Origin of the sequence: Burkholderia sp. SJZ089, from assembly GCF_007828315.1 — a bacterium.
Taxonomy (GTDB): domain Bacteria; phylum Pseudomonadota; class Gammaproteobacteria; order Burkholderiales; family Burkholderiaceae; genus Burkholderia; species Burkholderia gladioli.
Genome location: NZ_VIUM01000002.1, coordinates 488,415 through 515,410 on the forward strand (window position 1 = coordinate 488,415; position 26,996 = coordinate 515,410).

General features: G+C 69.9%; 27 protein-coding genes. 7 read left to right on the plus strand and 20 right to left on the minus strand.

Annotated features, from left to right (window positions below; translation table 11 throughout):
- Positions 1-119: 119 nt before the first annotated feature.
- The 9 genes from flgJ to flgB all read right to left on the minus strand — a co-directional run bounded on the left by flgJ (position 120) and on the right by flgB (position 7,744).
- The gene (gene flgJ, locus FB600_RS05255) at positions 120-1,097 is read right to left on the minus strand and encodes a flagellar assembly peptidoglycan hydrolase FlgJ (protein ID WP_098153527.1); all 978 of its coding nucleotides are present in this window, start codon (positions 1,095-1,097) and stop codon (positions 120-122) included.
- Positions 1,097-2,278, minus strand: a complete 1,182-nt coding sequence (locus tag FB600_RS05260) for a flagellar basal body P-ring protein FlgI (protein ID WP_096750062.1) — start codon at positions 2,276-2,278, stop codon at positions 1,097-1,099. Before FB600_RS05260 ends, flgJ begins: the two co-directional genes overlap by 1 nt.
- A 5-nt stretch (positions 2,279-2,283) precedes the next feature.
- Complete coding sequence (gene flgH, locus FB600_RS05265) at positions 2,284-2,982, minus strand: flagellar basal body L-ring protein FlgH (protein ID WP_096750061.1); 699 nt, start codon at positions 2,980-2,982, stop codon at positions 2,284-2,286.
- 17 nt (positions 2,983-2,999) lie between these two features.
- Positions 3,000-3,788 carry a flagellar basal-body rod protein FlgG gene (gene flgG, locus FB600_RS05270; RefSeq protein WP_036034786.1) on the minus strand — a complete coding sequence of 263 codons (789 nt, stop codon included), beginning with the start codon at positions 3,786-3,788 and terminating at the stop codon, positions 3,000-3,002.
- A 26-nt stretch (positions 3,789-3,814) separates the two neighbouring features.
- Positions 3,815-4,567: a flagellar basal-body rod protein FlgF gene (gene flgF, locus FB600_RS05275; protein WP_013699648.1), complete on the minus strand. Its 753-nt coding sequence runs from the start codon at positions 4,565-4,567 to the stop codon at positions 3,815-3,817.
- Between the two features lie 30 nt (positions 4,568-4,597).
- The gene (flgE, locus tag FB600_RS05280) at positions 4,598-5,842 is read right to left on the minus strand and encodes a flagellar hook protein FlgE (RefSeq protein WP_013699649.1); all 1,245 of its coding nucleotides are present in this window, start codon (positions 5,840-5,842) and stop codon (positions 4,598-4,600) included.
- Between the two features lie 34 nt (positions 5,843-5,876).
- A complete protein-coding gene (locus FB600_RS05285) occupies positions 5,877-6,644 on the minus strand; it encodes a flagellar hook assembly protein FlgD (RefSeq protein WP_096750060.1) in 768 nt (255 codons plus the stop codon).
- Positions 6,645-6,732: 88 nt separating this feature from the next.
- Positions 6,733-7,158, minus strand: coding sequence for a flagellar basal body rod protein FlgC (flgC, locus tag FB600_RS05290; RefSeq protein ID WP_013699651.1), 426 nt, complete (start codon positions 7,156-7,158; stop codon positions 6,733-6,735).
- A 97-nt stretch (positions 7,159-7,255) separates the two neighbouring features.
- Positions 7,256-7,744: a flagellar basal body rod protein FlgB gene (flgB, locus tag FB600_RS05295; RefSeq protein WP_047836852.1), complete on the minus strand. Its 489-nt coding sequence runs from the start codon at positions 7,742-7,744 to the stop codon at positions 7,256-7,258.
- 216 nt (positions 7,745-7,960) lie between these two features.
- Here flgB and flgA point away from each other — a divergent pair, with 216 nt between their 5' ends.
- The 3 genes from flgA (at position 7,961) to FB600_RS05310 (ending at position 10,551) form a co-directional block, all read left to right on the plus strand.
- Positions 7,961-9,580: a flagellar basal body P-ring formation chaperone FlgA gene (gene flgA / locus FB600_RS05300; protein WP_145756338.1), complete on the plus strand. Its 1,620-nt coding sequence runs from the start codon at positions 7,961-7,963 to the stop codon at positions 9,578-9,580.
- Positions 9,581-9,716: 136 nt separating this feature from the next.
- Complete coding sequence (flgM, locus tag FB600_RS05305) at positions 9,717-10,043, plus strand: flagellar biosynthesis anti-sigma factor FlgM (protein ID WP_013699654.1); 327 nt, start codon at positions 9,717-9,719, stop codon at positions 10,041-10,043.
- Positions 10,044-10,110: 67 nt separating this feature from the next.
- Positions 10,111-10,551, plus strand: a complete 441-nt coding sequence (locus FB600_RS05310; RefSeq protein WP_013699655.1) for a flagella synthesis protein FlgN — start codon at positions 10,111-10,113, stop codon at positions 10,549-10,551.
- Between the two features lie 162 nt (positions 10,552-10,713).
- Here FB600_RS05310 and FB600_RS05315 read toward each other — a convergent pair whose 3' ends face one another.
- The 4 genes from FB600_RS05315 to FB600_RS05330 form a co-directional block, all read right to left on the minus strand.
- A complete protein-coding gene (locus tag FB600_RS05315; protein ID WP_145756339.1) occupies positions 10,714-11,967 on the minus strand; it encodes a multifunctional CCA addition/repair protein in 1,254 nt (417 codons plus the stop codon).
- 65 nt (positions 11,968-12,032) lie between these two features.
- Positions 12,033-12,665, minus strand: coding sequence for a glutathione S-transferase family protein (locus tag FB600_RS05320; RefSeq protein WP_096750702.1), 633 nt, complete (start codon positions 12,663-12,665; stop codon positions 12,033-12,035).
- A 58-nt stretch (positions 12,666-12,723) separates the two neighbouring features.
- A complete protein-coding gene (locus tag FB600_RS05325; protein ID WP_145756340.1) occupies positions 12,724-13,683 on the minus strand; it encodes a complex I NDUFA9 subunit family protein in 960 nt (319 codons plus the stop codon).
- 173 nt (positions 13,684-13,856) lie between these two features.
- Positions 13,857-15,809 (minus strand): lytic transglycosylase domain-containing protein, encoded by a 1,953-nt coding sequence (locus FB600_RS05330; RefSeq protein WP_098153524.1) that lies wholly within the window; start codon positions 15,807-15,809, stop codon positions 13,857-13,859.
- A 20-nt stretch (positions 15,810-15,829) separates the two neighbouring features.
- Here FB600_RS05330 and FB600_RS05335 point away from each other — a divergent pair, with 20 nt between their 5' ends.
- Complete coding sequence (locus tag FB600_RS05335; RefSeq protein ID WP_096750701.1) at positions 15,830-16,432, plus strand: 5-formyltetrahydrofolate cyclo-ligase; 603 nt, start codon at positions 15,830-15,832, stop codon at positions 16,430-16,432.
- A gap of 26 nt (positions 16,433-16,458) precedes the next feature.
- On the opposite strand, the gene FB600_RS05340 is transcribed toward FB600_RS05335, so the two are convergent.
- Positions 16,459-16,995, minus strand: coding sequence for a winged helix DNA-binding protein (locus tag FB600_RS05340; RefSeq protein WP_013699660.1), 537 nt, complete (start codon positions 16,993-16,995; stop codon positions 16,459-16,461).
- 133 nt (positions 16,996-17,128) lie between these two features.
- Between FB600_RS05340 and pxpB the strand changes: the two genes are divergently transcribed.
- The 3 genes from pxpB to pxpA are packed head-to-tail and all read left to right on the plus strand — an operon-like array spanning position 17,129 to position 19,655.
- Positions 17,129-17,785 carry a 5-oxoprolinase subunit PxpB gene (gene pxpB, locus FB600_RS05345; RefSeq protein WP_098153523.1) on the plus strand — a complete coding sequence of 219 codons (657 nt, stop codon included), beginning with the start codon at positions 17,129-17,131 and terminating at the stop codon, positions 17,783-17,785.
- Positions 17,782-18,870: a biotin-dependent carboxyltransferase family protein gene (locus FB600_RS05350; protein ID WP_096750056.1), complete on the plus strand. Its 1,089-nt coding sequence runs from the start codon at positions 17,782-17,784 to the stop codon at positions 18,868-18,870. Before pxpB ends, FB600_RS05350 begins: the two co-directional genes overlap by 4 nt.
- Before the next feature lie 32 nt (positions 18,871-18,902).
- The gene (gene pxpA, locus FB600_RS05355; RefSeq protein ID WP_036048879.1) at positions 18,903-19,655 is read left to right on the plus strand and encodes a 5-oxoprolinase subunit PxpA; all 753 of its coding nucleotides are present in this window, start codon (positions 18,903-18,905) and stop codon (positions 19,653-19,655) included.
- A gap of 525 nt (positions 19,656-20,180) precedes the next feature.
- On the opposite strand, the gene FB600_RS05360 is transcribed toward pxpA, so the two are convergent.
- The 6 genes from FB600_RS05360 to FB600_RS05385 form a co-directional block, all read right to left on the minus strand.
- Positions 20,181-21,329 carry a TraB/GumN family protein gene (locus tag FB600_RS05360; RefSeq protein ID WP_181164069.1) on the minus strand — a complete coding sequence of 383 codons (1,149 nt, stop codon included), beginning with the start codon at positions 21,327-21,329 and terminating at the stop codon, positions 20,181-20,183.
- The gene (locus FB600_RS05365) at positions 21,322-22,338 is read right to left on the minus strand and encodes a peptide ABC transporter ATP-binding protein (RefSeq protein ID WP_046581917.1); all 1,017 of its coding nucleotides are present in this window, start codon (positions 22,336-22,338) and stop codon (positions 21,322-21,324) included. The genes FB600_RS05360 and FB600_RS05365 overlap by 8 nt, the downstream gene beginning before the upstream one ends.
- On the minus strand, positions 22,335-23,330 hold the full coding sequence (locus FB600_RS05370; protein WP_145756341.1) for an ABC transporter ATP-binding protein: 996 nt from the start codon (positions 23,328-23,330) through the stop codon (positions 22,335-22,337). Before FB600_RS05370 ends, FB600_RS05365 begins: the two co-directional genes overlap by 4 nt.
- Before the next feature lie 2 nt (positions 23,331-23,332).
- Positions 23,333-24,244, minus strand: a complete 912-nt coding sequence (locus FB600_RS05375; RefSeq protein ID WP_145756342.1) for an ABC transporter permease subunit — start codon at positions 24,242-24,244, stop codon at positions 23,333-23,335.
- 4 nt (positions 24,245-24,248) lie between these two features.
- Positions 24,249-25,259, minus strand: a complete 1,011-nt coding sequence (locus FB600_RS05380; protein ID WP_013699668.1) for an ABC transporter permease subunit — start codon at positions 25,257-25,259, stop codon at positions 24,249-24,251.
- Between the two features lie 113 nt (positions 25,260-25,372).
- Positions 25,373-26,989 carry an ABC transporter substrate-binding protein gene (locus FB600_RS05385; RefSeq protein ID WP_145756343.1) on the minus strand — a complete coding sequence of 539 codons (1,617 nt, stop codon included), beginning with the start codon at positions 26,987-26,989 and terminating at the stop codon, positions 25,373-25,375.
- Positions 26,990-26,996: the final 7 nt, after the last annotated feature.

Consider the following 26,996-nt stretch of genomic DNA (forward strand, 5'->3'; position numbering starts at 1 on the left):
GAAAACATCCTGAGATCTTTGGCGAATCGTAAATTCGAAACGCCGGCTACCCGGAAATGGGGAGGAGGGAACCCGGCCGGGCCGCCCGGCCCGCGTCGCAAGCCAGGCCCGGCGCGGGTTCAGACGATCTGGCGCAGGATCGAGATGAGCTTCTTCGCGTAATGCGGGTCGGTCGCGTAGCCGGCGCGCTGCATGCCGGTGGCGAACTTCTCCGGGGTGGTCGAGGCGCTCACCACGCCGGCGTAGCGCGGATTGTTCTTGAGCATGCTGGCGTAGTCGGTCATCGCGTGCTCGTAGGAATCGTAGGCGCGGAACTGCGCCACCACGCGGCGCGGCTGGCCGCCCACGTACTCGGTGGTGACCGCCGACACGGTGCGCCCGGTCCAGTTCTTGGTGGCCTTGATGCCGAACACGTTGTAGCTGCTGCTGCCGTCGCGGCCGCGGATCTCGCGCTTGCCCCAGCCCGATTCGAGCGCGGCCTGGCCGACGATGAAGCGCGCCGGGATGCCGGTGGCCGAGCTGGCCGCCTGCGCGGCATCCGCCACCTTCCCGACGAAGGCGTCCTGCTCGGGCGAGGTGCCGTTGCCCTTGACGGGCGGCGTCAGCGAACTCGCGCCGGTATAGGCGCCCGCGCCGCCGAGCCGGCCCTTGCCACGCGCGTTGGCCAGCGCCTGCGCCAGCGCGTTGGTGGCGGCCATGCCGCCCTCGTCGCCGCCCATCGCCCCCAGCGCGCCGCTCAGGCCGCCCGCGGCATTGCCGCCGGCGCCGCCGGTGTCGGTGATGTGCGCGGCGCGCATCATCTGCTTCATCAGCGCGTCGGCCACGCCGATCCCGCGCGAGGCCATCTGCTGCGAGAGCTGCTGGTCCAGCATCGAGGTGTAGAGCTTGGAGGTGTTCGAGTCGAACACGCCGTCCTGGGGCGTGGCATCGCGCATGCTCTTCAACATCATCTGCGAGAACATCGCGTCGAACTGGGTGGCGACCTGCTTCATGCCGGCCGCGGGCGAGGCGTCGGCCTGCCGGCGCAGCGAGTCGAAACCCTGCACGTCCAGCGCGAAGCGCTGGGTCAGGTCGTTGGCATTCGGGAAATTGGCCATCAGATGATCTCCAGGTCGGCCCGCAGCGCGCCCGCGGCCTTCATCGCCTGCAGGATCGACATCAGGTCGGCCGGTGTGGCGCCGAGGGAATTGAGTGCCTTGACCACGTCGGCGAGGTTCGCGCCGGCGGTCACCAGACGCATCGCGCCGTTGTCCTGCTTGAGCTGGATCTGCGACTGCTGCGCCACCACGGTCTGGCCGTTGGAGAAGGCGCCCGGCTGCGAGACCACCGGCTGGGTGTTGACCACCACCGACAGGTTGCCGTGCGCGACCGCGCAGCTTTGCAGCGTCACCATCTGGTTCATCACGATCGAGCCGGTGCGCGCGTTGAGGATCACCTTGGCCGCGGCGCGGTCCGGGTTCACCTCGAGGTTCTGCAGGCGGGCCATGAAGGCGACCTGCTGGGCCGGATCGGCCGGCGCGGTGAGCTGGATGGTGCGCCCGTCGAGCGCGGTGGCGATGCCGGGCCCGAAGCTGGCGTTCACCGCGGTGACGATGCGCTCGGCGGTGCCGTAGTCCATGTCGTTCAACTGCAGCTGCAGCGTGCCGTTCATCTGCGCCAGCGCGTTGGGCACCGAGCGCTCGACGATCGCGCCGCCGGCGATGCGCCCCGCCGCCAGCTGGTTGACCTGCACGCGGCTGCCGTTGGCGCTCGCGCCGGCGCCGCCCACCGCCATGTTGCCCTGGGCCAGCGCATAGACCTGGCCGTCGGCGCCCTTGAGCGGCGTGAGCAGCAGGGTGCCGCCGCGCAGGCTCTTGGCGTTGCCCAGCGAGGACACCGTCACGTCGATCGCCTCGCCCGGCCGCGCGAAGGGCGGCAGGGTCGAGGTCACCATCACCGCCGCGACGTTCTTGAGCTGCAGGTTCGACAGCGAGGCGGTGCCGCCCGTCGAGGTGCCGTTGTTGATCGAGATGCCCAGGTTCGCGAGCATGTTCGCGAGCGTCTGGGTGGTGAAGGGCGTCTGGGTGGTCTGGTCGCCCGTGCCGTCCAGGCCGACCACCAGGCCATAGCCGATCAGCGGGTTGTCGCGCACGCCCTGCAGCTGGGCCAGGTCCTTCAGGCGCTCGGCGTGCGCCGGCGCGGCCGGCAGCGCGGCGGCCAGCAACAGCGCCAGCGCGAGCCGGAACAGGCGGGCCAGCGGGCGCGCAAACGGGCGGCGCGGGATCGAGGCGTGGTTCATGCGGCTCACCACGGCGCGACGTTGAGGAAGAAGCGTTGCAGCCAGCCCATGGTCTCGGCCTCGTTGATGTAGCCCTTGGCCGAGTACTCGATGCGCGCGTCGGCCACCTGGGTCGAGTAGACCGAGTTGGCACCCGAGATCGAGTTGGGATTGACCACGCCCGAGAAGCGCACGAACTCGTTGCCCTGGTTGATCAGCATCTGTTTCTCGCCGCTCACCATCAGGTTGCCGTTGGGCAGCACGTTGGTGACGGTCACCGTGATGGTGCCGCTGAAGGTGTTGGCGGCGGTCGCCCCGCCGGTGGCGGTGAACTTGTTGCTGCCGCTGGCCGACAGGTTCGCCTTGTTGAACAGGCCGCCGAGGAAGCCGGCGGTCGGCACGTTGAAGTCGGTCGAGCCGCCGCGGTTCGCGTTCGCCCCGGACGACTTGGTGGCGTTGACGTTCTCCGCGATCATGATCGTCAGGATGTCGCCGATGTTGCGCGGGCGCTGGTCCTCGAACAGCGGCCGGCCCGCGTAGCCCGGGTTGTAGATCGAGCCCGGCGCCTGCATCTGCGGCGGCACCGGCGGCACCGCCGTCATCGGCTGCTGGGTGATCGGCTGGTGCGGGATCTGCGCGCAGCCGGCGAATGCCGCCGCCAGCGCCAGCGCCGCGGCCCGGGAGGCAAGCCCGGGCACCACCCGGAAAGGACGAACCTGCTTCATGACGACCTGCCCTGCCCTTAGCTCTTCATCTGCGTGACGGTCTGCAGCATCTGGTCGGAGGTGGTCACGGCCTTGCTGTTGATCTCGTACGCGCGCTGGGTCTGGATCATGTTGACCAGTTCCTGCACCACGTTCACGTTCGAGGACTCGACATAACCCTGGTTCAGCGAGCCGGCGCCGTTCAGGCCCGGGGTGGTCACGTTCGGCACGCCCGACGAGGTGGTCTCGGCGAACAGGTTCTGGCCGAGCGCCTGCAGGCCTTCCGGGTTGATGAAGGTGGCGATCTGCATCGCGCCGATCTGCACCGCGTTGGTCGAGCCCGGCTGGGTGACCGTGACCACGCCGTCCGAGCCGATCGTCAGCGACTGCGCGTTCTGCGGCACGGTGATGGCCGGCAGCACCTGGTAGCCGCTGGAGGTGACCAGCTGGCCCTGGTTGTTCGGGTGGAACGAGCCGTCGCGCGTGTAGGCGGTGGTGCCGTCCGGCATCAGCACCTGGAAGAAGCCCGAGCCGTCGATCGCGATGTCGCGCGAGTTGCCGGTCTGGGTCAGCGCGCCCTGCGTGTAGAGCCGCTCGGTGGCGACCTGCTGCACGCCGGTGCCCAGTTGCAGGCCCGAGGGCAGCTCGGTCTGCTGGGTCGAGTTCGCACCGGGCTGGCGCACGGTCTGGTACAGCAGATCCTCGAACACCGCGCGCGAGCCCTTGAAGCCGTTGGTGCTCACGTTGGCGAGGTTGTTCGAGATCACGTCCATCTGCGCCTGCTGCGCATTCATGCCGGTGGCGGCGATGTAGAGGGATCGATTCACGGTAGTTCTCCTGGGGGGCGCGCCGCTCAGCTGAAGCTGAGGATCTGGTTGGCCGTCTGTTCGTTCTGGTCGGCGGTCGAGATCAGCTTGGTGTGGAGCTGGAACGCGCGCGCGTTGTCCAGCATCGACACCATCGCGGCGACCGGATTCACATTGCTGCCCTCGAGCGACTCGGCCGCCACCGTCACGTTCGGGTCGGCATCGGCCGGGTTGCCGTCGGTGGTGCGGAACAGGCCGTCGTCGCCGCGCGTGATGGTGGACGGATCGGGATTGACCAGCTTGAGCTGGTCGATCATGGCGATCGCCGAGGGCGGGTCGCCCGCGGCCAGCACCGAGACCGTGCCGTCCGGGCCGATCGTCACCTTGGCATTGGGCGGGATCGCGATCGGGCCACCGCCGCCCACCACCGGCAGGTTCGAGGCGTTCACCAACTGGCCGTTCTCGTCCACGTGCAGGTTGCCGGCGCGCGTGTAGGCCTCGCTGCCGTCCGGCGCGAGCACCGACAGCCAGCCCGGGCCCTGCACCGCCACGTCGAGCGGATTGCCGGTGCGGGTGATCGGCCCCGGCGTGTAGTCGGCGCCCGGCGTCGAGTCGAGCACGAAGGTGCGGGTGGTGGTCGGGTTGCTGGCCTCGCCGAAGTTCATCGGCACGGCCCGGTAGGTCGCGAGTTGCGCGCGAAAACCGGTGGTCGAGGCGTTCGCGAGGTTGTTCGCGATCACGCTCTGCTGCTCGAGGGCCTGGCCCGCGCCCGTCATCGCCGTATAGATCAGTCGGTCCATGGTGATCCGTCAGTTCTCGCGCGCCGCGCCTTAGAGGTTGATCAGCGTCTGGTCGACGGCCTGCTGCGTCTTGATGGTCTGCGCATTGGCCTGGTAGTCGCGCTGCGCCGTGATCAGGTTCACCAGCTCGCCGGTCAGGTCGGTGGTCGAGGCTTCCGTGGTGCTGCCCTTCAGGGTGCCGTGGTTGGTGCTGCCCGGCACGCCGACCTGGGGCACGCCCGAGGCGCTGGTCTGGATGTACTGGTTGCCGCCGATGCTGGTCAGCCCTTGCGGGTTGTTGAAGTTGACCACCACCACCTGGCCCAGCGTCAGGGTCTGGTTGTTCGAGTAGATGCCCTGGATGGTGCCGTCCGCGCCGACCGAATACGAGTTCAGCGTGCCGGTCGGGTAGCCGTCCGCGTTCAGGTTCGCCACGCCGCTCTTGGACGCGCCGAACTGGGTCGAGCCGCTCAGGTTGATGTTGATGGTCTGGGCGGTGGCGCCGTTGGTGTTGTTGACCGCCAGCGCGAAGGTGTTGGTCACCGCGGTCGGGTTGCCGTCGGTGCCCACCGTGCCGATCAGCTTGCCCGAGCTGTCGAACTTGGCGGTGCCCATGTCCTGCGGCGCCGCGCCGTTGGCGCCGGCCCACACTTCCCAGCTGCCGGTGGTAGTCGACTTCACGAAGTAGAGGTCGACGTTCTCGCTGTTGCCCAGCGAATCGAAGGCCGGCACCGACTGGTGCAGCGTGTAGGTGGTCGGGTCGTTCGGATTGAAGGCCGCGGTGCTCGACTGCGACGTGTCCGAGGTGCTCAGGTTGAACTGGCCGGTGATCGAGCTGGTCGCCTTCGGCGCGAGATTGCCCTGCGGCGCGGTGAGCGGCACCAGCGCGCCGGTGTTGATCACGCCGTTGGCGTTCACGGCATAGCCCATCAGCTGCGCGCCGGCCGCGTTGACGATGTTGCCGTTCTTGTCGGCGTTGAAGGTACCGTCACGCGTGTAGGTGGTCACGCCGTTGTTGGTCACCTGGAAGAAGCCGTTGCCGTTGATCGCCATGTTCAGCGGGTTCTGGGTGGTGGTGAAACCGCCCTGCTGGAACACCTGCGCGACCGCCGCGAGCTGGGTGCCGATGCCGATCCCGTTGGCGACCGCGGACGACACCGAGTTCGCGTACATGTCCGTGAACTGCGCGGTGGCGGCCTTGAAGCCGGTGGTGTTCGCGTTCGCGATGTTGTTGCCGATCACGTCGAGGTCGTTCGACGCGCCCTGCAAACCGCTCAAGCCCTGTTGGTAACCCATGTTGGTCTCCGTCGGCGCGTGGCCGGGTCAATAGTCAGGAAGAGGAATTCGAGTTGTTGTTCGACGAATCCGAGCCCGAACCGGAGCCCGAGCCGTTCGAGGCCGAGGCCGACGGGAAGATCGCGCCGATCGCCGACAGGCCGACCGTGGTGCCGTTGGACAGCGCCAGGCCCGGCGTGCCGTCGGCCTGGCGGATCACGCCCTGCACCTGCGCGACCGTCATGGTGGTGGCGCTGGCGGTGTTGCCGCTGGAATCGGTGTAGGTCGCCTTGATGGTGTAGTTGCCATCCGGCAGCTTGGCGCCGGTGCTGTCGGTCGGCGTCCAGGTAAACGGCACCGTGCCGGCCTGCTGCGCGCCCTCGTTGATGGTGTTGACCACCTGGCCGGCCGAGTTGGTGACGGTGATGGTCAGGTTCGAGGCGGCCGTGCTGAGCTGCACGCCGAAGGCGGTGGTCGCGCCGCCCGAGAGGCTCAGCGTGTTGCCCGGGGCCAGCACGTTCGAGCCGACCAGCATCGCCGCCTGGGTCTGCTGGCCCGCCGTGATCTGCGAGGACAGCGAGGTCAGCGACGAGTTGAGCTGGGCGATGCCGCTCACGGTGTTGATCTGCGCGAGCTGCGAGGTCATCTGCGAGCTGTCGACCGGGCTGGTCGGATCCTGGTTCTGCAACTGCGTGACGAGCAGGGTCAGGAAGGTCTGCTGCAGATCCGCCGCCGACGTGTTGCTGCTGTTGGCGTTCATGGTGTCGGTCGGCGTGTTGTTCACCGTGGTGCCGTTGCCGCCGATCGTGCTGGAGGAGCTCATCTCCGGGTTGCCTTTCGCGAGGTCGCTCGCGGATACGCTGGTTCGGGTTGGGAAGTCTTGCGGTCGGTGTCGAGGGCGGCGCCCGGCTTCAGGAGCCGATCGTCAGCGTCTTGAGCATCAGCTGCTTGGCGGTGTTCAGGGTCTCGACGTTGGCCTGGTACGAGCGCGAGGCCGAGATCATGTTGACCATCTCCTGCACCGGATCGACGTTCGGCATGGTCACGTAGCCGTTCGCGTCGGCCGCCGGGTTCGACGGGTCGTAGTTGGTCTTCATCGGCGAGGGATCGTCGATCACCTGCTTGACCTGCACCCCGCCCACGCCCTGCCCCGAGCGGGTGCGCGCATTGCCGACCGGCTGGGTCTCGAACACCACCTGCTTGGCGCGGTAGGGCTTGCCGTCCGGGCCCGTCACGCTGTCCGCGTTGGCCAGGTTCGACGCCGTGACGTTCAGGCGCTGGGATTCGGCGGACATCGCCGATCCGGCGACGTCGAAGATGTTCATCAGCGAAGGCATGTGGGCTCCTCGGGTACGGCTGGGGTTGCGTCGTGCTCGGCGCGGCTGCGCGGCGGATGACGGGACGATGACATCGGGCTCGGCTCGGGCCGCCGGCTCAGCTGCCCGACTGGATCGCGGCCAGCATCGCCTTGATCTGGCCGCTCACCAGCGTCATGCCGGTCTCGAAGTGGACCGTGTTGTCGGCGAACTGCACGCGCTCGGCATCGAGGTCGACCGTGTTGCCGTCCAGCGACGGCTGGCTCGGGATCCGGTAGGCGGCGCGGCCATAGTCCTCGACCGGCCCGCCGGTGGCCGTCAGGCGCGTGTCGCCGCTCATGTGGCCGGGCTCGGTCGACACCAGGGTCATGCCGCTGGTCACGCCGGCCGGCTGCGCCAGCGGCAGGCGGGTGGCGTTGTCGGTGGTGGCCTGGCCGGCCTGCTGCTTGAGGGCACGGCCGAGCGTCGCGCCGAAGTCGACGTCGCGGGCCTGGTAGCCCGGCGTGTCGGCATTGGCGATGTTCGACGACAGCAGTTCCTGCCGGTACGCGCGAACGTCGAGCGCCTGGCGGCCGAATGCGAATTCGGCGTCGAGTTTGTCCAGCATCGTGCGGTCCTCCAGCTGAGAGCGGTGCCGCGCCCCGGACCCGCGCGAGGAACGCGGCGGGCGCAGGGACGCTTTTCGATGACAGCCATCGTAGGCGCGCAAGGCAAGCGGCAATCGGACGAATAACCGGCAAAGCCCCCCTCTATTCATCGTTTGTCCGGGGTGGCGCCTGCCTAGAATGCGATGCCGTACCAACGGTTTTTCGAGGAGGCGGCGATGGCGACGGACGCAGGCCCGGTGAGCGGATCCGGCAAGGCGGCGCGGGCGCTCGGCCGCCGCGCGCTGCTGGCGCTGGCGCTGGCCGCGCTGCTGCCGGCCGCGGCACTGGCGCAGAGCGCCGGCGCCGACGGCATGATCGTGATCCCCGGGCGCGGCGAATCGGCCGAGACGGCGCTCGCCAACGCGAACGCGCATGGCGTCAACACCCCCGCCCCGCGTGGCTCGACCAGTCTCAACAGCTACAGCGCCGCCGAGCTGCGCGGCGCCTACGGCGGCGGCAGCGCCGTCGCGAACGGCGCCACCTCGGCCAACGACATCGTGCTGGCCGGCAGCGCGCCCGGCGCCGCGCCGCGGCCCGCCATGGCGGCCGGCGCGAATCCGAATCCAGGCGGCATGGCCGGCACGCGGGCCGTCGAGGTCCTGTCGGGCGGCGAGGCCGCGATGCGCGCGGCCGCCTCGGCCGATCCCGACGCGAACCGGCCCGAGCCGCCGCTGTATCCGAGCCGTCGCGCGAACCCCGGCGCCCAGCCCGCCAACAGCCCTGCTCGTCCCGGCGCCGCGCAACCGTCCCAGGACGCGGCGACCTATGCCGCCGACTACGCCGCCGGTTACGCGGCCGGCATCGCCGCCGCCCGCCGCGCCGCGCAGGCGGCGCCGGCCGGCCCGGCCGCCGCGGCGCCTGCCGCTTATCGATCCGCCGTCTATCGCGCGCCCGGCGGCGCCGCTGCCGTGCCCGCCCAGGCCGGCGCCTCGCTGCGCGCCGCCTTCGCCCCGTCGCCCGCCGCGCGCGCCCAGCAGGTCGCGCCGGTGGTCGCCCAGGACGTGGCGCCGCCGCATCCGGCCGGGCCGGCCGCGATGGCCACCCTGCGCCAGCCGGTAGCCGGCATCCTGCGCGTCTCGACGCGCGCCGCCCTGCCGCCCGCCGGCGACACCGCCGCCGCCACGACCGGCGCCGCGCCCGCCCAGGCCCAGGCCGCGCCGCCGGTACCCGAGGGCCAGCAGGATCCGGAAGCGATCCGCCAGGCCGCGCTGGCCTTCCTGCGCCAGCAGACCGCCGGCCTGCCGGGCAAGGCGATCGTCACGGTGGCGCCGGCCTTCCCGCGCGGGCTGGCCGCCTGCACCGGGCTCGAGCCCTTCCTGCCGACCGGCGCGCGTCTCTGGGGCCGCACCACGGTGGGCGTGCGCTGCGCCGGCGCGAAACCCTGGACGCTCTACCTGCAATCGAAGATCTCGGTGCAGGGCACCTATTACGTGGCGGCCCGCGCGCTGTCGCCCGGCGAGGTGCTGACGGCCGCCGACCTGGTCGCCCGCGACGGCGACCTGACCCAGTTGCCGCTGGCGATCATCACCGATCCGGGCCAGGCGGTCGGGGGTACCTCGCTGGTACGCGTGGCGGCCGGCCTGCCGCTGCGCCAGGACATGCTGCGCAGCGCCGCGTCGGTGACGATCGGCCAGACCGTGCGCGTGGTGGCGGCCGGCAAGGGTTTCACGATTTCGTCGGAAGGCAGCGTGATGAACAACGCGGGGCCGGGCCAGCAGGTGCGGGTGCGTCTCGCGGCGGGCCAGATCGTCACGGCGGTGGTGAAGGATTCGGGAACGGTCGAGATTCCGTTATGATGGGTGCCGCCAGCGCGGCCAGTAAGACTGCAAAAGAGTGCAAACTTTTGTTTCTGAAAGCATTTACTGAAGATCGAGCGCTAAAGTTCGGCTCCGTCCTGCCGTTATCTCGCTCAAATCGTTCAGGAAGCCCATCGTGAAAATCGATTCCACCCCCGCCACGAACGTCCGCCCGGCGTCCTCCGACGCCGCTTCGTCGCGCAGCCAGGCCGCCGCCCCCGCGGCACCGGTGGCCGACGCCGCGCCCGCCACCGGCGGCGATGCGAACGTGAACCTGTCCTCCGTGTCGACGAACCTGCAATCGCTGGCCTCGTCGGGCTCGGCCGATATCGATACCGCGAAGGTGGCGTCGATCCGCGATGCGATCCGCAACGGCTCGCTCTCGATCGACACCGGCAAGATCGCGGACGGCATCCTGCAGACGGCTCGCGAGCTGGTGCAGACGCCGGTCAAGCTCGGCTGAGGGCGGCGGGGGGCGACCGCAATCGGCACGCGGATGGTCCGCGCGCCGGCGTTTTGAGCGAGACGCAATGAAAGAAGCACTGCTGGCGACGATCAACGACGAGCACGCGACGGTGGAAGCCTTCGCCTCCCTGCTCGCCTACGAGCAACAGGCGCTGACGGCGGCCTCGCCGGCCGATACGCTGCCCGACATCATCGAGCGCAAGACCCAGCTGGTCGAGCGTCTGGCCACGCTCGAGAAGCAGCGCGACGTGCAGCTCGCCGCGCTCGGCTATCCGGCCGGCCGCGTCGGCATCGACGCCGCCTCGGAGCGCGACCCGAGCGTCGCGAGCCGCTGGAAGCTGCTGCGCGAGGCCACCGAGCGCGTGCGCCACGCCAACCTCAACAACGGCATGCTGATCCGCATCCGCATGGACTACAACGAGCGCACCCTGCAGGTGCTGCGCGCCCAGCCGGCGCGCGCCGGCCTGTACGGCCCGGACGGGCGCGTGTCGGGCGCGGCGCGCTGAGATCGCTTCCCCCAGAACCGTCACGCGCGGCATCGGCCGTGGGTGACGGTTTCGTTTTTTCCCCGCTTGAATCTCGATGAAGCGCGCCGGTCAGGCGCGCGGCTCAGTCGCGACCAGGTCGAATGGGCCGCGCCGCGCGGATCGCCACCGCCGGCGCGCCGCTCATTCGCCCGCGTCGGCGTCGATCGAGAGCTCGGCCGCCACCGCCGCGATCCGCGCCCGATGCACCGCCTCGCGGATCCCTTCCGGATTGCCGCGCAGCCCGGCCGCCACCTGGCCGGCATCCACCGAGCGCGCGGCCAGCAGCGCGCGCCGCAGGCGCTCGGCCTGCGGATAGGGCTGCGTCTCCAGCCCGAGCCGCCCGCGCGCATCCGATTCGCAGGCCTGCAGCATCTCGGCGAAGCGGCCGGGCTTGCGCAGCGCGTCGGCGCGCTCCAGCAAGCGCACCAGCGCGGCCGCGCCCATCTTCATCACCTGGTGCAGGTTGCCGTGCTCGCGCGCCACCAGCAGGGCCAGGTCGCGGCATTCGTTCGGCACGCGCAGGCGCTCGCTCAAGGGCTTGAGCAGATCGACGCTGCGGCCTTCATGGCCGATATGGCGCGGCAGCACGTGCTCGGGCGTGGTGGCCTTGCCGAGATCGTGGGTCAGCGCGGCGAAGCGCACCGGCAGCGTGTAGCCGTGCCGCGCCGCGTAGTCGACCACCATCATCACGTGCACGCCGGTATCCACCTCGGGGTGGTAGTCGGCGCGCTGCGGCACGCCGAACAGCGCGTCGACCTCGGGCAGGATGCGCGCCAGCGCCCCGCATTCGCGCAGCACCTCGAACATCCGCGAGGGTTTCGCCTCCATCAGCCCGCGCGAGAGCTCCTGCCAGACCCGCTCGGGCACCAGCGCGTCGACCTCGCCGGCCGTCACCATCTCGCGCATCAGCGCGAGCGTCTCGGGCGCGACCGTGAAATCGGCGAAGCGGGCCGCGAAGCGCGCGATCCGCAGGATCCGCACCGGGTCCTCGACGAAGGCGGGGCCGACGTGGCGAAAGCGCTTCGCGGCCAGGTCGGCGCGGCCGTCGAACGGATCCACCACCGGCCCGACCAGGCTGCCGTCGGGGCTCACCTCGCGCGCCATCGCGTTGATGCTCAGGTCGCGGCGCGCCAGGTCCTCCTCGAGCGTGACGTCGGGCGCGAAATAGAACTGGAAGCCGTGATAACCGGCCGCGGTCTTGCGCTCGGTGCGCGCCAGCGCGTATTCCTCGTGGGTGCGCGGATGCAGGAACACCGGGAAATCCTTGCCGACCGGGCGATAGCCCTGGGCCGCCAACTGCTCGGGCGTCGCGCCGACCACCACGTAGTCGCGATCCTGGACCGGCACGCCGAGCAGTTCGTCGCGAATCGCGCCGCCGACTGCGTAGATCCTCATGACATCACCTCCTTGCCGCGGCGCGCGGCACCGGGCCGCCGCCGCATTCCCTGGTCCATCGTCGCTCAGTGATCGAACACGCGCGTCTCGTGACGCGCCTCGTCGGCCCAGGCCGCCACCGCCGGCACCGCGAGCATGCGCTCGACATACCCCGCCGCGACCTCGGACAGCGGCGGCGCATAGGTGACGAAGCGCATCACCACCGGCGCGTACATCGCGTCGGCGATGCCGAAGGCACCGAACAGGAACGGCCCGCCCGAGGCGGCGAGGCAGTCGCGCCACAGCGCGTCGATGCGCGCCACGTCGGCCAGCGCCGCCGGCGAGGCCTCGCGGCCCGGCAGGGTGGCGCGGATATCGAGCGGCATCTCGGCGCGCAGCGCGACGAAGCCGGCATGCATCTCGGCCGACACGCTGCGCGCGCGGGCCCGCGCGGCCGGCTCGGCCGGCCACATGGCCAGCGCCGGATGACGCTCGGCCAGGGTCTCGGCGATCGCCAGCGAATCCCAGATCGCCAGGCCGTCGTCGTCGATCAGGCAGGGCACCTTGCCCGAGGGCGATACCGCGCGGATCCGCGCGCTCGTCTCGGGCGTGCGCAGCTCGATCAGCGTCTCGTCGAAGGGGATCCCGAAGTGCCGCATCAGCACCCAGGGCCGCATCGACCAGGAGGAATAGCTCTTGTCGCCAATGATCAATTGCATGCTCGAACCTTGCTGCTTCATCAAAAATAAGTGGATCGGGGGCGACGCCCTGCCGCGCTCAGCGACGCGCGCGCCAGGCATCGTGGCGCATGCCGCCGGCGCCGAGGTAGGACGGCGCCACGCTCTCGATGCTGGCCGGCCGGATTCCCAGCTCGGGTGCGAGCGGCCCGCTCGCCAGGTTGGGCACGCGCATCGAATCGAGGTTGTCGCGCGTGATCACCGGCTCGCCGGGCAGGCACTCGAACAGGCGCGCCTGCCACCGCGCCAGCGCGTCGGGCAGGCGCAGGATGCGTGCCTCGTGCCCGACCAGCACGCCGCAGTAGCGCACCAGTTGCTCGAGCGTGTAGACCTTCGGGCCGCCCAGCTCGTAGGTCTTGCCATGGGCCTCGCGCAGCCCGCTGACGCGACTCAGCGCCTGCGCGAGGTCGCCGACGTAGATCGGCTGGAATTGCGCGTCGGGCATCGCCAGCGGCAGCACCGGCAGGCTGCGCTGCAGCCGCGCGAAGGTGCTCAGGAACGCGTCGCCGGGGCCGAATACCACCGAGGGCCGCAGCACCGTGACCGCCAGCGCGCCGCCGGAAGCGGCCGCCGCCGCATGCAGCGCGGCCTCGCCATCGCCCTTGGAACGCTGGTACATGCTGGGCCCGCGCGAATCGGCACCGAGCGCGCTGACCTGCACCAGTTGCGGGACGCCGGCCTCGGCGCAGGCCGCCGCCAGCGCCGCCGGCAGCGACACGTGGGCCCGCCGGAACCCCTCGCCGTAAGGCTTGCCGTGGCCGCCGTGCAGGACGCCGACCAGGTTGACGGCCACCTGCGCGCCGGCCACGAAGCGCGCCAGGCTGCGGGTATCGAAGCTGTCCAGCTCGACGATCTCGACCGGCAGCGTGGCGAGATGGCGGGCATGCTCGCGGCGCCGCGCGGCGATCCGCACCGGGCGGCCGTCGCGAACCAGGTTCGCGACCAGGCGGGCACCGATGAAGCCGGTACCGCCGATCAGGGCGAGGGGCGGGCGATCCATGGGCGAGCCTCCGTCAGCTGTCGACTGCGCGCCGCGACGATCGGGCTGCTGCCTGCCCTGCCTCGACCGCGCGAGCGCGCGCGGGAAACGAATCGCGGGCCGCGATCCCGCCGCGGCCCGCGCGAAAGGTAAGGCCCGGCTCGACCCGGCAGGTGGCCCGGGCCGGCCCCGGCTCAGGGCGAGACGAAGCCGAGCCGTGCCTTCAGCGACTGCGGCTTGCCCTCGAACAGCGCCGCGTAATAGGTGGTGTTCGACAGCACGTTCTTCACGTAGTCGCGCGTCTCGTTGAAGGGGATGGTCTCGGCGAAGATCGCGCCCTCGACCGGCTGGGTCAGCACCTGCCGCCACTGGCGCGGGCGTCCCGGCCCGGCGTTGTAGCCGGCCGTGGCCAGCACCGCCGAATCGTCGAACTTCTGGTAGATGTCGGACAGGTACCAGGTGCCGAGCTGGATATTGGTGTCGATGTCGTGCATCTGCGCGCGCGAGAGACCGCCCATGCCCAGCTTCTTGGCCACCAGTTGCGCGGTGGCCGGCATCAGCTGCATCAGGCCGCCGGCGCCCGCCGAGGAACGCGCGCTGGTGATGAAGCGCGATTCCTGTCGGATCAGGCCATAGGCCCACTCGATATCGAGCCCGCTGGTGGCCGCGTAGCGCTCCACGATCGGCCGATACGGCGAGGGATAGCGCAGCGTGAAGTCGTGCATCGCGGTGGTGCGATCGGCCGTGTTGACGGTGCGGTCGAGCATGTCGATGCGCTTGGCGTATTCGGCTGCGGCCAGCAACTGGCGATCGGTCATGCCGCGCAGCGGCCAGTTCCATTCGCGGTTGCCTTCCAGGCGCAGGTTCAGCGCGTAGAACCGGCGCGCCAGCGCGAAGCCGGGCACCTGGCTCATCGCGTCGACCTCGGCGTCGCTGACGACGGTGCGCGGCGGGATCACGGTCTTCTGGCCCAGTTCCTCGGCGGCCAGTTGGCCGTAGAAGTCGAAGCGGCCCGCCACCTGCTCGAAGTCGCGGTTCGCACCGCCGACGTCGCCGGCCTGCTTCAGCGCGCGGCCATGCCAGTAGAGCCAGGCCGGCTGGGCGCGCAGCTCGTCGGGCATCTGGTCGATGGCCCAGCGCACCGAGGGCCAGTCGCCGGCCAGCAGCGCGGCGCGCACGCGCCATTCGTAGCCGGGCACCGACAGCGGCGCGCCGCCCGACTGCTTGTAGTACTGCAGCGCCATCGGCGAGCGCTTGAGCGCCGCCTGCATGCCGATCTCGCCCCAGGCGATCGCCTGCTCCGGCTTGGAGAGCTGGGTGAGCGTGCCCATCATGCCGGCCGCCTGGTCGGGATCGTTGCGCGCCATGCGCGTGATCGCGATCAGCGCCAGCTGGCGCGAGACGGCATCGCTGCCGACGCCGCGCGCGAGGAACAGCGGCGGCGCGCCGGCGGCCTGGTCGAAGCCGGCCGGGCGCGGGCCGAGCACGTCGACGATCTTGCCGGCGGTGGTGGTGTAGTTCTGCTCGAAGGCCAGGCGCGCCTGGGTCCAGACGTCGTCGGACGAGAACTGCTGGTTGACCGCCAGTGCCGAGATCAGGTCGACGCAGGCATCGCCGTAGTTCTTCGGCTCCACCAGCAGGTGGCGCGCCATGTCGGCGACGTTCTCGCCGCGCGAGGCGCGCGACTCGAGCGAGTAGCACTTCACCTGGGTGTCGTCGTCGAGCACGAAGCGCTTGTACTGCTCGTCGAAGCCGCGCCAGTCATGACGCGCGCCCAGCACCAGCAGGTAGTCGTTGCGCATGCGGTCGGCGATCGCCTGGCCGTCGTAGCGCTGCAGGAAGGACAGCACCGGCGCGTCGGGCGCGTCGATGCGGGCCTTGCCCGAGCTGTCGAACAACTGCGGCTTGATCTGGAAATACTCGAGATAGGACGGCGCCGGATAATTCGGGATCATCGCGGCGAGCTGCGCGGCGCGGGCCGGGTTGTTGGCGCGCGCGGCCTCGCGTAGCTGGACGAAGACCTGATCGTCGTTCGACGTGACGTCGTCGACGGGTTGAGCGGCACACGCGGCGGCGCCCGCGGCCAGTACGACCGCCGACAGCGTCATGGCGGCCGCGCGATATACTCGGACGAGGCTGGTTGACATCGTTTTTCATGGAGCACGAAGTGAGCGAAAGCATAGCACGCCCCCCCGTCGCCAATCGCAAGCAGGCGCTGCGCGAAACGCTCGCGCCGCTGCGTCGCGCGGCGAGCGGCGAGGCGGCCGCGAATGCCGCGCTGGCGCGCCGGATCCTCGATCTGCTCGGCAAGCATCCGCTGCTCACGGTGGGCTTCTACTGGCCGCTGCCGGGCGAATTCGACGCACGCGCCACGATCGCCGAATGGCTCGCCGACGACCATCGCCGCCGCGCCGCGCTGCCGGTGATCGCCGAGCCCCATACGCCGCTGTCGTTTCGGCGCTGGACCCCGGACGCGCCGATGCGCACCGGCCATCACCGCATTCCCGAGCCGGCCGAGGGTGAGGCGCTGGTGCCGGACCTGCTGCTGATCCCCTGCGTCGGCTTCGACAAGCAGGGCTTCCGGCTCGGCTACGGCGGCGGTTACTATGACCGCACGCTGGCGGCTTGGCCGAACGAGGCGCTGCCGGTGACGATCGGCGTGGCCTACGAAGTGTCGGCGCTCGACGCGCTGCCGCGCGAATCGCACGACCGCCCGCTCGACTGGATCGTCACCGAACGCCACGCCTATCGCTCGGGCGCGGCGGACTGAGCCGCCCGCCTTTCCTTCCTCCCCGCCTACAGCGAGGCGGCCGCGCGCGCGGCCGTGTCGTAGAGCCCCGAGGCATTGCGCAGCAGTTGCGCGGCCTCGCCGATCTGCCGGTTGGTCAGCCCGCTCTCCTTGAGCGTCTCGATCAGGCAGCGCTCGCGCACCTCGCGGTACTGCTCGCAGAGCGCGCGCCCGGCCGGCGTCACCGAGAACAGCACCTCCTTGCCCGACTTCTCGCCGCACACGTAGCCGCGCGCGGCGAGCTTCTTCAGCGCGTAGGTGGCAACGTGCGTATCCTCGATATTCAGGACGAAACAGATGTCGGCGAGCTTCTTCTTGCGGTCGCGATGGCCCACGTGGTGCAGCAGCGAGACCTCGATCGCGGTCATGTCCTTGGCGCCGGCCGCGTCCATGCAGCGGACCATCCAGCGATTGAACGCATTGCTCGCCATGATCAGCCCGTATTCGAGCTCGGACAGCTCGACGCTGGTCTCGGAGACGAGATGTTCGGACGAAACGATCTGGGCGGGCGAGCGGGGCGCTTTGTCTGGCACGGCGGGAACCATCGAGGGCGGGGAATGGCCGCAGTGTACGCCAGATGCGCGCGATTACCGCCGTAACACGCCCTCCTTGTCGATAATTTATCGATAAATTATTGATGATGTATCATCCGCAGCAATCGATGCCCGTGAGCCGCCCATGACTGCTCCCCGTCTCTACCCGCTAGGCGATACCGCTCTCGTCTGCGAAGCGCCGCCGCCCGCCACGCTGGACTGCCAGCGCCGGATCTGGGCGGTCGCGGCGCTCGCGCGCGGCTGGCCGCAGGTGCTCGACGTGGTGCCGGGCATGAACAATCTCACGGTGGTGTTCGATCCGTTCGAGACCTCGGCGGCGGCGCTGCTGCCGCGGCTCGAGGCCGCCTGGCGCGAGGCCGATCCCGATACCGCGCCGGGCCGCGAGGTCGAGATCCCGGTGATCTACGGCGGTGAGGCCGGCCCCGATCTCGCGGCGGTCGCCGCGCATACCGGGCTGGCCGCGCGCGAGGTGGTCGAACGCCACGCGGCCGGCAGCTACATCGTGTTCTTCATCGGATTCCAGCCCGGCTTCGCCTATCTCGGCGGGCTCGAGGCGGCCCTGCACACGCCGCGTCGCACCGCGCCGCGCCTGGAGGTGCCGGCCGGCTCGGTCGGCATCGGCGGCGCGCAGACCGGCATCTACCCGGCCAGCGCACCCGGCGGCTGGCAACTGATCGGCCGCACCGCCCTGCCCCTGTTCGATCCCGCGCAGACGCCGCCCACCCTGCTGCAGCCGGGCGACCGCGTACGCTTCACGGTGCGGGAGGTGCAGGCATCATGAGCCAGGGCCGCGCTTTCGCCGGCATCGAGGTGCTGCGCGCCGGGCCGCTGTCGACGGTGCAGGACACCGGCCGGCGCGGTTTTCGTCACCTGGGCGTGGCGCTGGGCGGCGCGCTCGACACGCTGGCGCTCGAGGTCGGCAACCGGCTGGTCGGCAACCGCCCCGAGGCGGCCGCCATCGAGATCACGCTCGGCCCCGCCAGCTTCCGCTTCCCGCGCGCCACGCGCATCGCGATCACCGGCACCGGCTTCGGCGCCACGCTCGACGGCCGGCGCGTGCATGCCTGGTGGAGCCTGCCGGTGGCCGCCGGCCAGACCCTCACGCTGCAGGTCGCGCAGCACGGCATGCGCGGTTATCTGTGCGTGGCGGGCGGCATCGACGTGCTGCCGGTGCTCGGCTCGCGCAGCACCGACCTGGGCTCGCGCTTCGGCGGCCTGGGCGGGCGCGCGCTGCGCGACGGCGACCGCCTGCCGGTCGGCCAGCCCGGCGCCCCCGCGCCCGCCTGCCTCGCGCCCGAGGCGCAGGAATTCGGCGTCAAGGCGCCGGCCTGGTGCGCCTCGCTGATGCCGAGCGAGGCGCTGCCGCGCCGCCCGCATACGCACGCGTCCTGGCCCACCCCGGTGCGGGTGCTGGCCGGCCCGCAATACGGCGGCTTCGCGAGCGCCTCGCAGCAGGCGCTGTGGGACGAGGAATGGCGCGTCACGCCCAACAGCAACCGGATGGGCTACCGCCTGGCGGGGCCGGCCCTGCTGCGCGAGGCGCGCGAGGAACTGCTCTCGCACGCGGTGCTGCCGGGCACCATCCAGGTCCCGCCGAACGGCCAGCCGATCGTGCTGATGCACGACGCCCAGACCACCGGCGGTTATCCGCAGATCGGCACGGTGATCCGCGCCGATCTCTGGAAGCTCGCCCAGGCGCGCCTGAACCTGCCGATCCGCTTCGTGCCGACCACCGTCGAGGCCGCGCGCGAGGCGCTCGCGGCCGAGCGCGCCTATCTGCGCCAGATCGACGTGGCGATCGCGCTGCGCGACGAGGCGCACCAGCGGCAGCGCCGGGCGCTGGCGGCCGGCACCCGGGCCGCCTGACGGCTCCCCTCACCCCTCATGACGAGAACATCATGGAAATCGATCTGAATGCCGATCTCGGCGAGGGCTGCGGCTCCGACGAGGCGCTCCTGGACCTCGTCACGTCGGCGAACATCGCGTGCGGCTGGCACGCGGGCGGCGCGCAGGCGATGCGCGACTGCGTGCGCTGGTCGGTCGAGAAGAATGTCTCGATCGGCGCGCACCCGAGCTTCCACGACCCGGAGAACTTCGGGCGCAAGGAGATGGACCTGCCGGCGAGCGAGATCTACGCCGGCGTCCTCTATCAACTGGGTGCGCTATCTGCGATCGCACAAGCCGAGGGCGGACGCATTGCCCACGTCAAGCCGCATGGCGCGCTCTACAACCAGGCCGCGCGCGACCCGCGCATCGCCGACGCGGTGGTGGCGGCGATCCACGACTTCGACCCGTCGGTGGCCGTGTTCGGCCTGGCCGGCAGCGGCTTCGTGGGCGCCGCGCGGCGCCTGGGCCTGGCCGCCGTGGAGGAGGTGTTCGCCGATCGCGGCTACCGCGCCGACGGCTCGCTGGTGCCGCGCAGCGAGGCCGGCGCGATGGTGGAGGACGAGGACGAGATGCTGGCGCGCACGCTGGAGATGGTGCGCGGGCGGCGCGTGCGGGCGGTGACGGGCGAGTGGGTGCCGCTCAATGCGCAGACGGTCTGCCTGCACGGCGACGGCCCGCATGCGCTGGCCTTCGCGCGGCGTATCCGCAATGCGCTGGAGCACGCGGGCGTGACGCTGACGGCGCCGGGCGCGGCGCATGCCTGAATGGCGCGCGACCGCGGCGCGCCGGCGCCGCCTGCCGGTGCGACAAACTCACGGCAAACGTCACCGCGAGAATCATAGTCACCAATGAAAAAAGCGCCCTCGGGCGCTTTGCTTTTTTAAATCGCGTTGAATAGCGAATTCAAATGCCATTTGAATGACGCCATTCAAAATCGTGACATTCGATAATGTCGGCATGATTTACCGACCTGAAACTGGCTTAAAACACGTCCGCCGCCCGCCGGCTCTGACCACGGCCGGCCGGGCGGCGGAACGCCCAATTTCAACCACGCTCGAAGCGTGCCTCGTATTTCTTAGTCGTTGGCCTGGCGTACTGCCGGTGGCCTTTGCCGGCACGTCAAACACGTGCCGGCAAAGCCTTCCTCGCGCTTCTTATAGTGCTACTACCCCGTAGTGTTTTGTACTTTCCGGTGTCAATCCCGTTGTGGATTGGAGAATAGTTTTGACAATGTTTCATGTCAATCGTTAAACCGCGAAAATCGGTAAAAGTGTGGGTTTTCCCCATCATCAACCGGCGTCCACGCGAAATCCTTGCCGCTTTAACAATTCGATCACACCTTTGGGGCCGCCCAGATGTAACGCGCCGATCGCCACGAACAGCGGCCGGTTCGGGCCCGCCAGCGCGATCGCGCGCGCGGTGAAGCGGCGGTTGCGCTCGTAGACGATCTTGTTGTCGATCGCCGCGGCCAGCGGCCGCGAATGCGCGAGCCGCTCGGTCTTGGCGTTGGCCCAGGCCGATACCGCGTCGGCGTCGCCGATGCGCCACAGCCGGTGCAGGGCCTTGATGTCGGCGGCGTTCTGCGCCGGCGTCTGGGTGATGTCCTGGGCCAGCATCTCCCGTTGCTCGGCCAGCGTCAGCCCGGTGAAGGCGCGCATCTGCTCGGCCAGCGTCTCCAGCCCGACCACGCGCGCGCCCTTCTTCTTCAGGAACACGTTCTGCAGCTGCGCCTCGGTGCCGTATTCGGTCTGCAGCCCGGCCGACAGCGAGTCGTAGGTCTCCACCACCAGCGCGGCCAGCCAGGGCCGCATCCGGCGGATCCCGTCGAGCGCCGCAGGATTGCCGCGCAGCCGGCCGGCGAGGCGCTGCCACAGCGGCTCGGGCAACAGCTTCGGCAGGCAGGGGTAACGGCAACTGCCGTATTTCGAGACATCGTCGGCGGACTCGAGCAGGTCGTCGGGCGACAGCTCCAGCGCGAGCACCGGCGAGGCGGCCAGCGCAGCCAGGATGGGCCGGCGGAACGGCTGGGCGGGCGGATAGTCGGCCGGATCGCCGACATGCAGGGTGCCGAGCAGGTAAATGGTGGTCTTGCCCTTGCTGGCCACGTAGAAGGGCATGCGCGCCGGCTGGGCGCGCACCGCGCCGCTGGAGACGGTCGGATCGGGCGGCGGCGAATGGAAACCGGGCAGCGACAGGCTGGGCGGCATGCGCGCGCCGTTGAGCGGCGCGTGCACGGCGCCGCCCTGCGCCAGCGCCTCGCCGGCCGGCCAGGCCAGCCCGGCCAGCAGGCAGGCGCCGGCCAGCATCGCGCCGGCCACCGCCCGTGCGCGCCGATGCGAGGCACGCCGCCGCATCCGCGCGCCGCGCGCGCCACCCGCCTGCGAACGGCGCGCGGCCTGTCCCGCGCCACGCGCCCCCGCCGCCCTGGCTTCAGGCATTCCCGTCACCGACCTCCTCGGCACGATGGCAGGCCACCTGCCGCCCATCGACCTCCCGCAGCGCGGGCACCTCGGCGCGGCACCGCTCGATCGCGTACGGGCAGCGCTGGTGGAACGCGCAGCCCGAGGGCGGCTTGAGCGGCGAGGGCAGCTCGCCTTCCAGCTTGATCTGGATGCGCCGGTCCGATTCGAAGATCGCCGGCGTGGCCGACATCAGCGCGCGCGTGTAGGGATGGCGCGGCCGCGCGTAGAGAGTGGCCTTGTCGCCGAGCTCGGCCACCGCGCCGAAGTACATCACCATCACGTCGTCGGCCACGTGCTCGACCACCGACAGGTTGTGCGAGATGAACACGTAGCTGGTGCCGAACTGCTGCTGCAGGTCCATGAACAGGTTCAGGATCTGCGCCTGGATCGAGACGTCCAGCGCCGAGACGGGTTCGTCGGCCACCACGATCTGCGGATCGAGGATCATCGCCCGCGCGATCGCCACGCGCTGGCGCTGGCCGCCCGAGAACATGTGCGGATAGCGCTTGGCGTGCTCGGGCCGCAGGCCGACGGTGCGCATGATCTGCGCGATGCGCCCGGCGCGCTCGCCCGCCCCCAGTTTCGTGTTGATCGCGAGCGGCTCGCCCAGCGTCTGCTCGACGGTCTTGCGCGGGTTGAGCGAGGCGAACGGGTTCTGGAACACCATCTGCACGCGCCGGCGCAGCGCGGCGATGGTCTCGCCGCTGGCGCCCGCCACGTCCTCGCCGTCGATGCGCAGATGGCCGGCGGTGGGCGTCTCGATCATGGTGAGCTGGCGCGCCAGGGTGGACTTGCCGCAGCCCGACTCGCCCACCACCGCCAGCGTGCGGCCGCGCGCGAGCGTGAAGGACACGCCGTTGAGGGCCTTGACGGTAGCCTGGCCGAACATGCCGCGGCGCACCGAATAGTGTTTCGCGAGCCCGTCGGCGACGAGCACCGCGTCATCGCGGCCGACGGCGCGCGGTTCAGCGTGGACTGCATTCATCGTGCGCCTCCCGACGGATCGATCGCTTGGAGATTCAAGGGCTTGATACAGCGCGCGCGCATCGCGGCGTCGCCGGGCACCAGCTCGGCCAGCGCCGGGCGCGCCGCGTGGCAGGCCTCGACCACGTACTTGCAGCGCGGCGCAAACAGGCAGCCCGAGGGGCGGTCGTCGCGCCCCGGCACCATCCCGGGCAGCGCGGCCAGCCGTTCGGCGCCGACGTTGTGCTCGGGGATCGCCGCGAGCAGCGCCTCAGTATACGGGTGATGCGGCGCGGCGAAGATGTCGGGCACGCGGTTGGTCTCGATGATCTCGCCGGCGTACATCACGGCCACCCGCTGCGCCACCTCGGAGACCACCGCCAGGTCGTGCGAGATCAGCACCAGGGCCATGCCGCGCTCCTTCTGCAGCGACACCAGCAGGTCCATGATCTGGGCCTGGATGGTCACGTCGAGCGCGGTGGTCGGCTCGTCGGCGATCAGCAGCTTGGGATTGCAGGCCACCGCCATGGCGATCATCACGCGCTGGTTCATGCCGCCCGACATCTGGTGCGGGAAGGTGTCGATGCGGTTCTTCGCATCGGGGATGCCGACCTGGTCGAGCAGTTCGAGCGCGCGCTTCTTCAGCGCATCGCCGCGCAGCCCCTCGTGCAGCTTCAGCACCTCGCGGATCTGGTAGCCGACCGTGTAGCTCGGGTTCAGGCTCGACAGCGCGTCCTGGAACACCATCGCGATGTCCTTGCCGACGATGCGCCGGCGCTGGCGCGGGCTGGCCTTGAGCAGGTCGATGCCGTCGAAGCTGACCTCGTCGGCGGTGACGATGCCGGGCGCGTCGACCAGGCCCATCAGGGCCATCATGGTCACGCTCTTGCCCGAGCCCGATTCGCCCACCACGCCCACCACCTCGCCGGGCGCGACCGACAGGTTGATGCGGTCCACCGCGGGCAGGCCGTTGAAGTTGACGGCCAGATTGCGGATGGTCAATAGATCGTTCATGTTCAGGCCATCCGTTTCAGTTTCGGGTCGAGCGCGTCGCGCAGGCCATCGCCGAGCAGGTTGATGGCCAGCACCGAGATCAGGATCGCCAGGCCCGGCATGGTGACGATCCACCAGGCGTTGTCGATGTAGTCGCGCGCCGAGGCCAGCATCGCGCCCCACTCGGCCGCGGGCGGCTGCACGCCGAGGCCCAGGAAGCCGAGCGCGGCCGCGTCGAGGATCGCCGAGGAGAAGCCCAGGGTGGCCTGCACGATCAGCGGCGCGGTGCAGTTGGGCAGCACCTGCGAGAACATCAGGCGCAGCGTGCCGGCGCCGGCCACGCGCGAGGCCGTGACGTATTCCTTCTGCAGCTCGCCGAGCGCCGAGGCGCGCGTGAGGCGCACATAGCCGGGCAGCGCCACGATCGCGATCGCGAACATGGTGTTGGTCAGGCCCGGGCCGATGATGGCCACCACCGCCACCGCCAGCAGCAGCGAGGGCAGCGCCAGCAGCACGTCCATCACGCGCATCACGGGCGTGTCGGCCCAGCGCTGGAAGAACGCCGCCACCAGGCCCAGCACCACGCCGGGAATCAGCGCCAGCACCACCGACACCAGGCCGATCCAGAACGACAGGCGCGCGCCGTACATCAGGCGCGAGAGGATGTCGCGGCCGGCCTCGTCGGTGCCGAGCACGAAGCGCCAGTTGCCGTCGTCGAGCCAGGCGGGCGGGATCTTGACGAAGTCGCGGTATTGCTCGATCGGGCTGTGCGGCGCGATCAGCGGCGCGAAGATCGCCACCAGCACCAGCAGCAGCACGATCAGGCCGGCGCCCACCGCGCCGCGGTTGCGGGCGAAGTGATGCCAGAATTCTTGCAGCGCGAGCAGGCGGCCGCCGGCGGCGACCGACGGCAGCGCGTCGGGGAGTTCGCTCATCGAATCACCTCGTATGGCGGATGCGGGGGTTGAGCACGCCGTAGAGCAGATCGACGACGAGATTGACGATGATCACCAGGGTGGCGATCAGCAGGATGCCGCCCTGCACCACCGGGTAGTCGCGGCGGCTGATCGCGTCGATCAGCCACTTACCCACGCCCGGCCACGAGAACAGCGTCTCGGTGAGCACCGCGCCGGCCAGCAGGGTGCCGATCTGCAGCCCGATCACGGTGACCACCGGGATCAGCGCGTTGCGCAGCGCATGCACCACCACCACGCGCGCCGGCGACAGGCCCTTGGCGCGCGCGGTGCGGATGTAGTCCTCGCGCAGCACCTCGAGCATCGAGGAGCGCGTCATGCGCGCGATCACCGCCAGCGGGATGGTGCCCAGCACGATCGAGGGCAGGATCAGGTGGCTCACCGCCGAGCGGAACGAGCCCTCGTCGGGCGCGAGCAGCGCGTCGATCAGCATGAATCCGGTCACGTGCGGGATGTCGTATTCGACCGCGATGCGGCCCGACACCGGGGTCCAGCCCAGGGTCGAGGAGAACACCATGATGAGGATCAGGCCCCACCAGAAGATCGGCATCGAATAGCCGGTCAGGGCGGTGCCCATCACGCCGTGGTCGACCACCGTGCCGCGCCGCAGCGCGGCGAACACGCCGGCGGGCAGGCCCACCAGCAGCGCGAACAGCAGCGCGCAGATCGACAGCTCGACGGTGGCGGGAAAGCGCGCCATGAACTCGCCCATCACGCTGGTATTGGTGATGATCGACAGGCCCAGGTCGCCATGCAGCGCCCGGCCGAGATAGTGGAGATACTGGGCCGGCAGGGGCTGGTCGAGGCCGAGCCGGTGCATCGCCTCGGCGTGCATCGCCGGGTCGACACCGCGCTCGCCCATCATCACTTCGATGGGATCGCCCGGTATCAGGTGGATCAGCGCGAACGCAAGGATGGTGATGCCGATGAAGGTCGGGATCACCATGCCGATGCGGCGCAACACAAATCGCAACATGGCGGGTCTCGGAAAATCGTGGGGATGAAATGCGACCGGCGACGGGGGGCAGGCCCCCCGTCGCCGGGTCAATTATCGTGCAGTCGGTCCAACGTCGCGATGCCGGGCGCTGCTTACTTCACGCCGACGCCGTCGAAGCGGATGTAGCCGAGCGGATCGATGCGCTGGTCGACCACGTTCTTGGTGGTCGGTTGGTAGACCGTCGAGTTCGCGATCGGCGAATACGGCACCTGCTGCGCGAAGATCTGCTGCGCCTGCATGTAGATCTTGGTGCGCGCCTCCTGGCCGCTGGTCACGCGGCCCTTCTGGATCAGCGCCTCGAAGGACTTGTCGCACCAGCGCGAGAAGTTGTTGCCGTTCATCGCGGTGCAGCCGAGCAGGGTGCCGAGCCAGTTGTCCGGATCGCCGTTGTCGCCGGTCCAGCCGATCAGCATGGCGTCCTGCTCGCCCGAGTGGGCGCGCTTGATGTACTCGCCCCATTCGTAGCTGACGATGTTCGCCTTCACGCCGATCTTGGCCCAGTCGGCCTGGATCATCTCGGCCATCAGCTTCGCGTTCGGATTGTAGGGACGCTGCACCGGCATCGCCCACAGCGTGATCTCGAAGCCGTTCGGGAAACCGGCCTTGGCCAGCAGCGCCTTGGCCTTGGCGGTGTCGTGGGGCGGCATCTTCAGGTTCTTGTCGAACGACCACTGGGTCGGCGGCATCGGCGCGTCGGCGGCCTGGCCGGCCCCCTGGTAGACCGACTCGATGATCGCCTTCTTGTTGATCGCCATGTCGAGCGCCTGGCGCACCGCCAGGTTGTCGAGCGGCTTGTGCTGCACGTTGTAGGCCAGGTAGCCGAGGTTGAAGCCCGGCTGCGAGGGCATGTCGAGGTTCGCGTCGGCCTTGAGCGTGGCGATGTCGGCCGGGCGCGGATAGCTCATCACCTGGCACTCGTTGCGCTTGATCTTCTGCACGCGCACGCCGGCGTCCGGCGTGATCGAGAAGATCAGCTTCGAGATCTTCACGTCACCCTTCTTCCAGTAATCCGGGTTGCCATCGAAGCGGATCGTGGCGTCCTTGGTATAGCTGCGGAACACGAAGGGGCCGGTGCCGATCGGCTTCTGGTTGATGTCGGGCGCCTTGCCGGCCTTGAGCAGTTGGTCCGCATACTCGGCCGACAGGATCGAGGCGAATTCCATCGCCATGTTCTGGATGAACGGCGCGTTCGGCTCGGACAGCGTGAAGCGCACCGTGTACGGGTCGACCTTCTCGATCTTGGTGATCAGCTTGTCCAGGCCCATGTCGGTGAAGTACGGGAAGCTCACCGGGTAGGCCTTGCGGAACGGCTGGTTGGTGTCGAGCATGCGCTCGAAGGTGAACACCACGTCGTCGGCGTTGAATTCGCGCGTCGGCTTGAAGTAGTCGGTGGTCTGGAACTTCACGCCATGACGCAGGTGGAAGGTGTAGGTCTTGCCGTCCGGCGAGACGTCCCACGATTCCGCGAGGCCCGGTTCGACCTTGGTGCCGCCGCGCACGAACTCGACCAGGCGGTTGTAGATGGTGAAGGTCGCTGCCGAGAAATCGACACCCGTGGTGTACTGGGCCGAATCGAAGCCGGCCGGGCTGCCTTCCGAGCAGTAGACAAGCGTCTTGTTCGGGATCTGCGCGTGCGCGGCACTCGTGATGCCCAGCGCTGCCGCTGCGACGCCCGCCATCGCGGCGCGCAACAGACGATCTGATTTCATTGTGATA

Bases quoted from the DNA above. Each gene is read 5' to 3' on its own strand.
- FB600_RS05370 (WP_145756341.1), bottom strand. From the start codon at position 23,330: ATGAACGATCTATTGACCATCCGCAATCTGGCCGTCAACTTCAACGGC.
- FB600_RS05320 (WP_096750702.1), bottom strand. From the start codon at position 12,665: ATGCAATTGATCATTGGCGACAAGAGCTATTCCTCCTGGTCGATGCGG.
- FB600_RS05385 (WP_145756343.1), bottom strand. From the start codon at position 26,989: ATGAAATCAGATCGTCTGTTGCGCGCCGCGATGGCGGGCGTCGCAGCG.
- FB600_RS05375 (WP_145756342.1), bottom strand. From the start codon at position 24,244: ATGAGCGAACTCCCCGACGCGCTGCCGTCGGTCGCCGCCGGCGGCCGC.
- FB600_RS05260 (WP_096750062.1), bottom strand. From the start codon at position 2,278: ATGAACCACGCCTCGATCCCGCGCCGCCCGTTTGCGCGCCCGCTGGCC.
- FB600_RS05330 (WP_098153524.1), bottom strand. From the start codon at position 15,809: ATGTCAACCAGCCTCGTCCGAGTATATCGCGCGGCCGCCATGACGCTG.
- FB600_RS05325 (WP_145756340.1), bottom strand. From the start codon at position 13,683: ATGGATCGCCCGCCCCTCGCCCTGATCGGCGGTACCGGCTTCATCGGT.
- FB600_RS05360 (WP_181164069.1), bottom strand. From the start codon at position 21,329: ATGCCTGAAGCCAGGGCGGCGGGGGCGCGTGGCGCGGGACAGGCCGCG.
- FB600_RS05365 (WP_046581917.1), bottom strand. From the start codon at position 22,338: ATGAATGCAGTCCACGCTGAACCGCGCGCCGTCGGCCGCGATGACGCG.
- flgJ (WP_098153527.1), bottom strand. From the start codon at position 1,097: ATGGCCAATTTCCCGAATGCCAACGACCTGACCCAGCGCTTCGCGCTG.
- flgB (WP_047836852.1), bottom strand. From the start codon at position 7,744: ATGCTGGACAAACTCGACGCCGAATTCGCATTCGGCCGCCAGGCGCTC.
- flgC (WP_013699651.1), bottom strand. From the start codon at position 7,158: ATGCCTTCGCTGATGAACATCTTCGACGTCGCCGGATCGGCGATGTCC.
- flgF (WP_013699648.1), bottom strand. From the start codon at position 4,567: ATGGACCGACTGATCTATACGGCGATGACGGGCGCGGGCCAGGCCCTC.
- FB600_RS05285 (WP_096750060.1), bottom strand. From the start codon at position 6,644: ATGAGCTCCTCCAGCACGATCGGCGGCAACGGCACCACGGTGAACAAC.
- FB600_RS05350 (WP_096750056.1), top strand. From the start codon at position 17,782: ATGAGCCAGGGCCGCGCTTTCGCCGGCATCGAGGTGCTGCGCGCCGGG.
- FB600_RS05340 (WP_013699660.1), bottom strand. From the start codon at position 16,995: ATGGTTCCCGCCGTGCCAGACAAAGCGCCCCGCTCGCCCGCCCAGATC.
- pxpA (WP_036048879.1), top strand. From the start codon at position 18,903: ATGGAAATCGATCTGAATGCCGATCTCGGCGAGGGCTGCGGCTCCGAC.
- pxpB (WP_098153523.1), top strand. From the start codon at position 17,129: ATGACTGCTCCCCGTCTCTACCCGCTAGGCGATACCGCTCTCGTCTGC.
- FB600_RS05380 (WP_013699668.1), bottom strand. From the start codon at position 25,259: ATGTTGCGATTTGTGTTGCGCCGCATCGGCATGGTGATCCCGACCTTC.
- flgE (WP_013699649.1), bottom strand. From the start codon at position 5,842: ATGGGTTACCAACAGGGCTTGAGCGGTTTGCAGGGCGCGTCGAACGAC.
- FB600_RS05315 (WP_145756339.1), bottom strand. From the start codon at position 11,967: ATGAGGATCTACGCAGTCGGCGGCGCGATTCGCGACGAACTGCTCGGC.
- FB600_RS05310 (WP_013699655.1), top strand. From the start codon at position 10,111: ATGAAAGAAGCACTGCTGGCGACGATCAACGACGAGCACGCGACGGTG.
- flgH (WP_096750061.1), bottom strand. From the start codon at position 2,982: ATGAAGCAGGTTCGTCCTTTCCGGGTGGTGCCCGGGCTTGCCTCCCGG.
- flgA (WP_145756338.1), top strand. From the start codon at position 7,961: ATGGCGACGGACGCAGGCCCGGTGAGCGGATCCGGCAAGGCGGCGCGG.